General features: G+C 61.9%; 10 protein-coding genes. 4 read left to right on the top strand and 6 right to left on the bottom strand.

Annotated elements, in window-relative coordinates:
• Positions 1–550: 550 nt before the first annotated feature.
• Positions 551–2,035 carry a transglycosylase SLT domain-containing protein gene (locus tag QQJ96_RS15420; protein WP_284332899.1) on the bottom strand — a complete coding sequence of 495 codons (1,485 nt, stop codon included), beginning with the start codon at positions 2,033–2,035 and terminating at the stop codon, positions 551–553.
• Positions 2,036–2,344: 309 nt separating this feature from the next.
• Between QQJ96_RS15420 and greB the strand changes: the two genes are divergently transcribed.
• On the top strand, positions 2,345–2,851 hold the full coding sequence (gene greB / locus QQJ96_RS15415) for a transcription elongation factor GreB (protein ID WP_284332898.1): 507 nt from the start codon (positions 2,345–2,347) through the stop codon (positions 2,849–2,851).
• A gap of 65 nt (positions 2,852–2,916) precedes the next feature.
• Here greB and QQJ96_RS15410 read toward each other — a convergent pair whose 3' ends face one another.
• The 3 genes from QQJ96_RS15410 to QQJ96_RS15400 all read right to left on the bottom strand — a co-directional run bounded on the left by QQJ96_RS15410 (position 2,917) and on the right by QQJ96_RS15400 (position 5,703).
• Positions 2,917–3,732 carry a DUF3025 domain-containing protein gene (locus tag QQJ96_RS15410; RefSeq protein ID WP_284332897.1) on the bottom strand — a complete coding sequence of 272 codons (816 nt, stop codon included), beginning with the start codon at positions 3,730–3,732 and terminating at the stop codon, positions 2,917–2,919.
• Between the two features lie 12 nt (positions 3,733–3,744).
• Complete coding sequence (rimO, locus tag QQJ96_RS15405; RefSeq protein ID WP_284332896.1) at positions 3,745–5,064, bottom strand: 30S ribosomal protein S12 methylthiotransferase RimO; 1,320 nt, start codon at positions 5,062–5,064, stop codon at positions 3,745–3,747.
• 111 nt (positions 5,065–5,175) lie between these two features.
• Positions 5,176–5,703: a P-loop NTPase family protein gene (locus QQJ96_RS15400; RefSeq protein WP_284332895.1), complete on the bottom strand. Its 528-nt coding sequence runs from the start codon at positions 5,701–5,703 to the stop codon at positions 5,176–5,178.
• A 146-nt stretch (positions 5,704–5,849) separates the two neighbouring features.
• On the opposite strand from QQJ96_RS15400, the gene mddA reads away from it, so the two are divergent.
• From mddA to QQJ96_RS15385, 3 genes are all read left to right on the top strand, one after another.
• A complete protein-coding gene (gene mddA, locus QQJ96_RS15395; RefSeq protein ID WP_284332894.1) occupies positions 5,850–6,620 on the top strand; it encodes a methanethiol S-methyltransferase in 771 nt (256 codons plus the stop codon).
• A 244-nt stretch (positions 6,621–6,864) separates the two neighbouring features.
• Positions 6,865–7,539, top strand: a complete 675-nt coding sequence (locus QQJ96_RS15390; protein WP_284332893.1) for a dienelactone hydrolase family protein — start codon at positions 6,865–6,867, stop codon at positions 7,537–7,539.
• Positions 7,536–7,964, top strand: a complete 429-nt coding sequence (locus QQJ96_RS15385) for an HIT domain-containing protein (RefSeq protein ID WP_284332892.1) — start codon at positions 7,536–7,538, stop codon at positions 7,962–7,964. Before QQJ96_RS15390 ends, QQJ96_RS15385 begins: the two co-directional genes overlap by 4 nt.
• An 87-nt stretch (positions 7,965–8,051) precedes the next feature.
• On the opposite strand, the gene QQJ96_RS15380 is transcribed toward QQJ96_RS15385, so the two are convergent.
• A complete protein-coding gene (locus tag QQJ96_RS15380) occupies positions 8,052–8,561 on the bottom strand; it encodes a hypothetical protein (protein WP_284332891.1) in 510 nt (169 codons plus the stop codon).
• Positions 8,562–8,645: 84 nt separating this feature from the next.
• The gene (dcd, locus tag QQJ96_RS15375) at positions 8,646–9,212 is read right to left on the bottom strand and encodes a dCTP deaminase (RefSeq protein WP_284332890.1); all 567 of its coding nucleotides are present in this window, start codon (positions 9,210–9,212) and stop codon (positions 8,646–8,648) included.
• Positions 9,213–9,254: the final 42 nt, after the last annotated feature.

Here is a 9,254-nt window from a genome sequence, read left to right as displayed (position 1 = left end):
GTCCACCATCTCTCCGGTCCATACACTGGCCCAAAGAAAAGTAACCCAAAGAAATGGCCTGAACAGCTCTTGGCGCTGTACGGGTTACAAGCCCGAACGTTCACGCCTTGCTTTGATCGTTGGCGCGCCTAGCTTCAACGACGCCGCTATACCGCGAGGCGTCGAAGCGCTGAGGACTTAAAGCAAGGCAGCAAGCGCGTAGGCTGGGATGACAATCCCAGCATCGGGATGTCAGGGAGAAAGCTGGGATTAGCATCCCAGCCTACGCGCTTCTTGCTTCCTCAGCGTCTGGGCGCGTTGCGGTATAGCGGCGCCGTAGAACCCGGGGCGACCAACCACCTGTCTAGCCATACACGGTCAGGCTTTTAACCCTCCCATGCCACGAGCCTTTTAGGCCATTTCTCTTGGTTACTTCTCTTTGGGCCCGCAAAGAGAAGTGACTCGGCCTTCAGGCCGAAAGCGCCGCAGGCAATGCTTCGACGAACGAAATGCAGCATTCGTGCGGGATTAGGGGGTGTTGGGGGCAAAACCCCAACCCCAGCGGAGCGCCCTATCGACAACTGGGCAGCTTCAACACCTGCCCCGCCTTCACGTGGTTGAACTTGAGATTGTTCAAGCGCGCAATCTCGGTTTCACTGCTGCAGCCACCATGCCTGCGCACGATGCTCCCCAGCGTATCCCCGCGACGCACCGTGTAGCGCACAACCGGATCCGAAGCGGCCGGCGGATTGGGGTACACCGGCACTACCGCGTTGTGCAGGTCACTCGCCAGGATCGGCCATGGGCCGTCCACGCAGCGTGCCGCGTAAACCTTCTCCAGCGACTTGGGTATCTGCAGCGAGGTGCCGACCGGCTGCTCTTGCTGCGGGTCGAGACGTGGGTTGAGATTACGCAGGGTTCGGAACCAGCCTTGCGGCATGTCGTTGGCGGAGCCAAGGCAGACAGTCAGCTCCGAAAGCGATGACGCGCGCTTGAGCGTGACGCTGCCTTGCTGCCCGTCCACGCGCGGAAAGCGCAGGTTGTAGCTGTCCGGGTGCAGGAACAGCCAGGCAGCCGCCAGCACCGACGGCACATAGTCACGCGTTTCCTGCGACACCTGCGCATAGATGCGCGGATCATAGAAACTCACCGAAGTGTTGTCGCCGACCAAGCGCCGCATGCGTCCCTCACCGCCGTTGTAGGCGGCCAGGGTAAGTTCGAGATTGTCATTGAAGGCTTTCAGCTGCTCGTCGACATATTCGGCATTCGCGCGTGCGGACTCCGCCGGATCGAAGCGCATATCGAAGCCATCCTGGTCGGTCAATCCAAAACGCAGGCCGGTGGCATACATGAATTGCAGCGGCCCGGCCGCGCCGGAACGCGACACCGCATGCACCTTGCCGCCGGATTCCTTGGCCATGATGCCGAACAGCAAAGCCTCGGGCAGGCCCTCGCTCTGGTATTGCGGCCACATCTCGTGGCGCAGGAACTGATAGTTGACGTAGGCCTCCATCAAGTTGCCGCGCCACTGCGTGAGCCACATCTCCAGCGCGGCCTTCACCGGGCCATTCATGGCGATCAATTCGGAAAGCTGGTGACCACGCAGCAACGTCACGCTGCGCTGAGCCTCCGGCAGGCTGCCGGCGCCGGCCTGGCCGGCCAAGGGCTCCAGCGGCGCGCCGCTGGTTTCCTCGTCCGGCGTCTGATCGCCGATGAAACTGCCATCTTTCAGGCGCAACAGGTGATCGAAGACGGAAAAGAACCGTTGCGAGTCGCAACCTGGCGTGGCGCCGCAGCGTGTGGCTGCATCGCGCAGTTGGTCAAGCGAAGCGTCCAGGGTTTTCTGCGCACCTTGCGTATCGCCAGCGCGCGTCTGCTGCAAGGCGGTTTCGTAGCTGCGGCTGGCCTGGTCGAGCTGGCCGTAAAGCGTGGTCACCGAGGCCGGCGGGGGCTTGGGGGTGACTCCACCGTTCGTGGAAGCACAGGCAGCCACCTGCACCATGGCCGCCACCAAGGTGGCCACACGAACAGAACGAAGAACGGCACGATAAGGCATGTTTGGCTACACCGGGTACTGAAGAGCGCAGCCTTGGCCCGGCTGCGCGGGCAGACTCAAAACACGTTCTTGTCGATGTCGCGCGGCCGTTTCGAAACCGCACGCCTACACCGTTAAAATCGGGCCCCAGTCCTTGGAGGCCTTCATGCCAGACATTCGCAGCAAACGCAACAACTGCGTGCAAAAAACGACGATTTGCTACCAAGCTCGTTGCCAGACCGTCGCCTGCGCCAGCCCAGGTTTTGGGTTCGCACCCAATCGCGCGCGAAATGCCCGCCCGATCACGCCAACCCGGAACCCCGTCTTGCCATGACCCGCTGGCGTCCCCCTGCCCCACGCTCCACCGCGATCATCACCCGCGCGGGCTTTGAAAAGCTCAAGAGCGAACTCGATCACCTGTGGCACACCCTCCGCCCCGAAGTGGTCAAGGCACTGGCCGCCGCCGCGGCCGAAGGCGATCGTTCGGAGAACGCCGAATACACCTATCGCAAGAAACAGCTGGGCGAAATCGACCGCCGCGTGCGCTACCTCAGCAAGCGCATTCCCTCGCTGAAGGTCGCCGAGGGTGCGCCGGCGGACCGCGAAACGGTGTTCTTCGGCGCCACGATCGAACTGGAAAACGTCCTCAGCGGCGAGACGGCACGCTACCGCATCGTCGGGCCTGACGAGACGGATGCGAAGCTTGGCTGGATCAGCATCGATTCGCCGCTGGCGCGAGCGGTATTGAAGAAAAAGCTGGACGATGAATTCGAGGCGGAGTTACCGGGTGGGCTCACACGGTTCGCGGTGATCGGCGTGGCGTATTGCGAATCGTAGGCTGGGATGACAATCCCAGCATTGCCATCCATGCAGCCTCGCTATGCTGGGATTGCCATCCCAGCCTACAAGCGTTTCAGCAGCGGCGCCGGATAACGGCGCCCTTCGCGCAACGGCTGATAGCAGGCGGCGTCGCGGTGAAACCCTTCCTGCTCGTTGTCTGCATGCCAGCCCGGAATGCCCGACAGCGGCAACGGCCGCAGCTCCTGCGGATCACGCAGCCAGCATGCACTGGCAATCGCTTGCGCACAACAGGCGATCGCATCCGCACGCTCCACGCCCTCGTCCACCATCACCGCCAGCGCCTTGCCCACCAGCAGCTTGCCCGGCGACAGCGCATGCTCGAGCAAAGCGTGACCGAACACTTCCACCGCGATCGAACCGTCCAGCCACGCCGAACGGTGCCGCCAGAACAGGCCATGCCAGTCATGCCCGTCCCATAGCTCAAGCAAGCGCGGATCCTTGATCAGCACGATCACGCCGGCCTCGTCGAAATGCGTCTGCGCACATTGCGGGCGCGAGCGCTCGCGCCGCCCGACCTGGGCGATTTCAGCGACTTGCTGGCGGTTGAGTGCGCGCTTGAGCTGCGCATAACGCAGCCAGATCATGGCGTTGAACAAGTCGTGCCAGTTGGCTACACGCGTGGCGATCAGGCCGCGCGTGGCAATGCGTTCCTCGTAGTGCAGCCCATCTTCGAGCAATTCGCGCGTCTGCGCCACGAATCGCTGCTGCGCATTGGACGGCCAGTGCGCATTGAGTTCATCGATCGACGGCCAGCGCGGGCCATGCAGCCAATCGGCGAATTCACCCCACGCATTCAGCGGCGCTTGGCTAAAGACGGCTGGCTCAATCGCCTCTCGCGTTGGTGCGACGTAACGCATCGCACACACGCATCAACTGATCAGCGCAGCGTACAGATCGTGCTCGTCCGCAGACTCCACCACTACGTCCACGAACTGCCCCGGCTTCAGGCTTTGCCCGTTCGCAATGCGCACCACGCCATCGATCTCGGGCGCATCGGCGGAAGAACGTGCGATGGCGCCTTCCGCGGTCGCATCGTCCACCAGCACCTTGATGGTGCGCCCGATCTTGCGCTGAAGCTTCGCCGCGGAAATCTCCGCCTGCACCGCCATGAACTGTTCCAGGCGGTCTTCCTTCAATTCTTCCGGCACCGGGTTGGGCAGCTCGTTGGCCTTGGCGCCTTCCACCGGCGAATAGGTGAAGGCTCCCACGCGATCCAGTTCGGCCTCACGCAGGAAGTCGAGCAAATCCTCGAATTCCGCATCCGTTTCACCGGGAAAACCAACGATGAAGGTGCTGCGCAAGGTGAGTTCCGGCACCTGCTTGCGCCAGTTCTGGATGCGCTCCAGCGTCCGGTCGATGTTGCCGGGACGCTTCATCAGCTTGAGGATGCGCGGGCTGGCGTGCTGGAACGGGATATCGAGATACGGCAGGATCTTCCCGTCCGCCATCAAGGGCATCACCTCGTCCACGTGCGGATACGGATAGACGTAGTGCAGGCGCGTCCACACGCCGAGTTCGGCCAGCCCTTCGCACATCTCCGTCATGCGCGTGCGATAGCTCTTCTCGCGCCAGCTGCGCTCGGCGTATTTGATATCGACACCATAGGCACTGGTGTCCTGCGAGATCACCAGCAGCTCCTTCACCCCGCCCTTTACGAGTCGCTCGGCTTCCAGCAGCACTTCGTCCACCGGCCGCGACACCAAATCGCCACGCATCGAGGGAATGATGCAGAAGCTGCAACGGTGATTGCAGCCTTCGGAAATCTTCAGATACGCATAATGCTTAGGCGTCAGTTTGATGCCGGTGTCAGGAATGATATCCAGCAGCGGATTGCGTTTCGGCGGCAAGGCGCTGTGCACCGCGCTCATCACGCTTGCATAATCCTGTGGTCCGGTGATGGCGAGCACGTCCGGATAGGCTTCGCGAATCAGCTCCGAGCGCTTGCCCAGGCAGCCAGTTACGATCACCTTGCCGTTCTCGTGCAGCGCCTCGCCGATCGCATCCAGCGACTCCTGCACCGCCGCGTCGATAAAGCCGCAGGTGTTCACCACCACCGCGTCCGCCGCACCGTAGCTGGGCACGATCTCGTAACCCTCGACCTTCAACTGGGTGAGGATGCGCTCGGAATCGACCAGCGCCTTAGGGCAGCCAAGGCTGACGAAACCGATTTTCTGGGTGGCCTTGGACATGACGTGGGAACCGTTAAGGGATTGGCAAACCGAGAATTATAGCGGCAACCGGGGCCGAATACCGGCTACCGCCAGAAAGGGGGGGCCGACCGGCGCCTGAGAGCGCGCAGCTCACCGCTCCAACCCCCATTCCTCGTAGCAATTACGGATCGCACGCACCGAGGATAAACACCGTTTTGGCAGGCTTATCTGGCGATAGAGGGCCGCGTAACGCCGGCGATTCCAAGGAGTCACCAGGGCTATGTAATGGATCATGCCCCATTTGAGGCTGTCGCGGCCGCCTTCCAATGCGCCAATCCTCTGCCCCCCGCAGAGCGTACGTCGCATATACCGGAACAAGCTGGTTGGCGTGGAAACATCCAGCAGGATTACGCCTGTCGCTCGTCGGAACCGCTGCGGCATGCATGAAGAATAATTTCCCTCCATCACCCATTGCTGCGCCCTGATCGCCTGGTCATGCAAGGCCAAGAATTCCCCCGCCGGGCGTGGCTGCCAATCAGATTGCGGAACATGATGAAGCTGGTCCAGGTGAACCACGTTTACGCCAAGTTTTCGGCCAATGGCGACCGCAAGCGTCGACTTGCCGCTATTGGATGGCCCCAGGATGCAAATGCGTGGTCCAAGTTCAGAGAGTTGCATCTGCCTCTGCTCACTTCCTCGGTTGAAATTCACCAGCCCAGATGGCCGGCCAGCCCTGCCGTTGACGCGGCATCGTCATCGGCGGGGCCATACTTGCACCGTCCAAACCCTGATTGCGGGCCGACAGCGGCCGGGAGGGGGCCTCTATGGGATTCGTGGCATTCGTTTACGGCGTCCTCGTCTATCTGTTCTTCCTGGGCACCTTCTTGTACACGATCGGTTTTGTAGAGGGCATTCCCGGCCTCAAGACCATCGACAGCGGCCCGGTGAGCCCGGCCTGGACCGCGGTCATCGTCGATGCCGTACTCCTTGGCATTTTTGCCGTCCAGCACAGCGTCATGGCACGCAGCGGATTCAAGCGCTGGTGGACGCGTTACGTCCCGGCAGCAGCAGAGCGCTCCACCTACGTGCTTGCAGCCAGCCTCGCGGTCGCCTTGCTGCTGTGGCAATGGCGCCCTCTCCCCGCCGTCATATGGGCGGTCGACAGCCCGGCGGCGAGAACCCTGCTGCTGTCCATCTCGGCGGTAGGCTGGGCGGTCCTGCTCGTATCGACTTTCCTGATCAACCATTTCGAACTGTTTGGCGTGCAGCAGGTCTTTCAGCGCTGGCGCGGAACACCTCCCCCGACGCTGACCTTCAAGACGCCCGTGTTCTACAAATACGTACGTCACCCGCTCTACCTGGGGTTCATCGTGGCGTTCTGGGCAACGCCGCTGATGACCGCAGGGCACCTGCTGTTCGCGGTGGCCACCACCGGGTACATCTTCGTGGGAATCTTCTTCGAAGAGCGGGATCTGATCGCCAGCTTTGGCGAGCAATATCGAAGCTACCGGCAGCGCGTGCCGATGATCCTGCCGTTCCTGCCCAAGCATATGAAGACCAAACCACCGGTAGCACGGCTCCGGCCCAAGTTTTAGCAGCGCGTTTGCAGGTTGAGGTGAACCCCAACCTGCAGCCTGGCAACCGGATACTTTCGGCGAGGTTGCCGCGGAACACATGCTGGCCCAGATAGCCCAGATCCGATTGCATGTCGGCGTAGACCTTGCCGCCTGCTGTCGCGCCAGCGGCGACAGCGGGCGTAATCCTCGGAAAGATAGCGGCGCGCAAGCCTCATACTATGCGTCTGCGGCACGAACCCCTATCCAGCTCGAGGATTTCTTCATGGGCAAGCACATCAATCTTCCCACCAGCGGTACGCAGTGCATCGGCGCCTACCTGGCCGAAGCCAAGGGCAAGCCCAAAGGCGGCCTGGTGGTGATCCAGGAAATTTTCGGCGTAAACGCGCATATCCGCGGCGTGGCGGACCAGTTTGCCGCGATGGGTTACACCACGGTGGCCCCGGCGTTTTTCGATCACCTGGAAACCGGCGTGGAGCTGGACTACTCGGACCAGGGCATGGCCAAAGGCAGGCAGCTGGTGATGGAGCTTGGACTCGATCGCGCCGTGGAAGATGTCGCCAGCGCGGCCGAAACCATCCAATCGGCCGGCAGGATCGGCACGGTAGGTTACTGCTGGGGTGGCACGGTGGCCTTCCTGTCGGCCATTCGGCTGGGGCTACCCTCGGTGAGCTATTACGGCGCACGCAATGTGCCGTTCCTCGAAGCGCAGCCCAAAGCGCCGGTGATGTTCCACTTCGGCGAGGAAGACAAATCGATTCCGCCGGAAATGGTGGCCAAGCATCGGCAGATGCTGCCGCAGATGGATGTCTACAGCTATCCCGGCGCCGGCCATGCATTCAATCGTGAGATCGATCCGAGCCACTACCACAAGGCCAGCGCCGAGCTGGCTCTGCAGCGCACGCTGGCCTTCTTCGACCGCTACGTGGCCGGCGCATGAGCGCTGCCGACTTCCTGCTCGATCCGCGGCTGCAGGCCGATACCCGGCATGTTGCCACTCTGCCCTTGTGCGAAGTGCTGCTGATGAAGGACGCGCGCTTCGCGTGGCTGATCCTGGTGCCACGGCAAGCCGGTTGCACAGAGATACTCGACCTGCCGGACTACGCGCGCGACGCGCTATGGGGAGAGATCAACCAAGTCGCCGCCGTGCTGCGCGAGGTCGCGCCATGCGACAAACTCAATATTGGCGCGCTGGGCAATATCGTGCGCCAATTGCATGTGCATATCGTCGCCCGCAAGCAAGGCGATGCGGCGTGGCCCGGACCGGTATGGGGAAACGGCGCGGCTATGCCTTACAGCAGCGATGCACTTTCCTCGCTCGTACACGCTTTGCGCCAGCGACTCACGCCATCCAGGCTTGCGTGAATCGGGCGAAACAACCTCCCGATACCTGAAAACAAGAGCGCCCGTCATGGACGGGCGCTCAGTTTCTACCTGTTAACGGGCCGGACGTCAGTGGCCGGTATCGCTGCCGCCACCCTGGTCGCCGTAAGCCTTGCCGCTGGCATCCTTGTTGGTATCGGAGCTCGTGGAGGTGATCGGTGCGTGGTAATCCTCCAGCGCGCGCGCCTGGGTCTCCACCGGATTGATGCGAGCCAGCTTGCCGCCGTCGTCATAGTAGGCGACGAAGCCGTAGTCGAGCTGCAGGCGAGCCATGTACTGCAGATGCTGCTTGCGGATCTTCGAATCGTCGCTAGGCAGCAACAGCACTGTCTTGGGCAGCTTGCCCGTGTCCTTGAGATAGGAGAAATGGCTGCCGGCGTCGAGCGCGGAAACCACGGCACCATCGATCAGGAACTGACCATTCTTGTAAGCCTTCATGGTCATGTCGAACTGGCTCTGGCTCTGCGTGGTTCCCACCGTGTCCCTGGACGCGCCGCGATGGCAGCCGCCAAGTACCAGCAGGCTGCCGAACATCAGGACGGCGGCACCGCGGGTTGACAGCGTGGAAAGACGGATCATGCTCTTTTCTCCTGCGAATATCAGCGTTGCCAGGCAAGTGTAGCGCCGCCGGATGAAGGTGGTTGGGGGCAATACATGGCGCGTTCAGGTGCGCGGCAAGGTTACGCCCTGCTGACCCTGATACTTGCCGCCACGCTCCTTGTAGCTGGTTTCACAAGGCTCGTCGGATTCGAAAAACAGCATCTGCGCCACCCCTTCATTGGCATAGATCTTCGCCGGCAGCGGGGTGGTATTGGAGAACTCCAGCGTCACGTGGCCTTCCCATTCCGGTTCCAGCGGCGTCACGTTCACGATGATGCCGCAACGCGCATAGGTGCTCTTGCCCAGGCACACCGTGAGCACCTGGCGAGGAATGCGGAAATACTCCACCGTGCGCGCCAGCGCAAAGGAATTGGGCGGGATGATGCACACGTCCGCCTCCACGTCGACGAAGCTGGTCGGATCGAAGGCCTTCGGGTCGACGATGGTGGAGTTGATATTGGTGAAGATTTTGAATTCGCGCGCGCAGCGCACGTCATAGCCGTAGCTGGAGGTGCCGTACGACACCAGTTTGTTGCCGTCGCGCAGCTTGACCTGACCGGGCTCGAACGGCTCGATCATGCCTTGCTGTTCCACCATGCGACGGATCCACTTGTCGGATTTGATGCTCACTCGGACTCCGGTGCTGCCTGCCGCGCCCGGTGGGTTCCGGGC

Origin of the sequence: Dyella flagellata (assembly GCF_030160275.1) — a bacterium.
GTDB lineage: Bacteria > Pseudomonadota > Gammaproteobacteria > Xanthomonadales > Rhodanobacteraceae > Dyella_B > Dyella_B flagellata.
Note: the sequence above shows the minus strand (reverse complement) of the source record. Positions and strands in the feature narration are given on the sequence as shown.

Bases quoted from the DNA above. Each gene is read 5' to 3' on its own strand.
- QQJ96_RS15420 (WP_284332899.1), bottom strand. From the start codon at position 2,035: ATGCCTTATCGTGCCGTTCTTCGTTCTGTTCGTGTGGCCACCTTGGTG.
- greB (WP_284332898.1), top strand. From the start codon at position 2,345: ATGACCCGCTGGCGTCCCCCTGCCCCACGCTCCACCGCGATCATCACC.
- QQJ96_RS15410 (WP_284332897.1), bottom strand. From the start codon at position 3,732: ATGCGTTACGTCGCACCAACGCGAGAGGCGATTGAGCCAGCCGTCTTT.
- rimO (WP_284332896.1), bottom strand. From the start codon at position 5,064: ATGTCCAAGGCCACCCAGAAAATCGGTTTCGTCAGCCTTGGCTGCCCT.
- QQJ96_RS15400 (WP_284332895.1), bottom strand. From the start codon at position 5,703: ATGCAACTCTCTGAACTTGGACCACGCATTTGCATCCTGGGGCCATCC.
- mddA (WP_284332894.1), top strand. From the start codon at position 5,850: ATGGGATTCGTGGCATTCGTTTACGGCGTCCTCGTCTATCTGTTCTTC.
- QQJ96_RS15390 (WP_284332893.1), top strand. From the start codon at position 6,865: ATGGGCAAGCACATCAATCTTCCCACCAGCGGTACGCAGTGCATCGGC.
- QQJ96_RS15385 (WP_284332892.1), top strand. From the start codon at position 7,536: ATGAGCGCTGCCGACTTCCTGCTCGATCCGCGGCTGCAGGCCGATACC.
- QQJ96_RS15380 (WP_284332891.1), bottom strand. From the start codon at position 8,561: ATGATCCGTCTTTCCACGCTGTCAACCCGCGGTGCCGCCGTCCTGATG.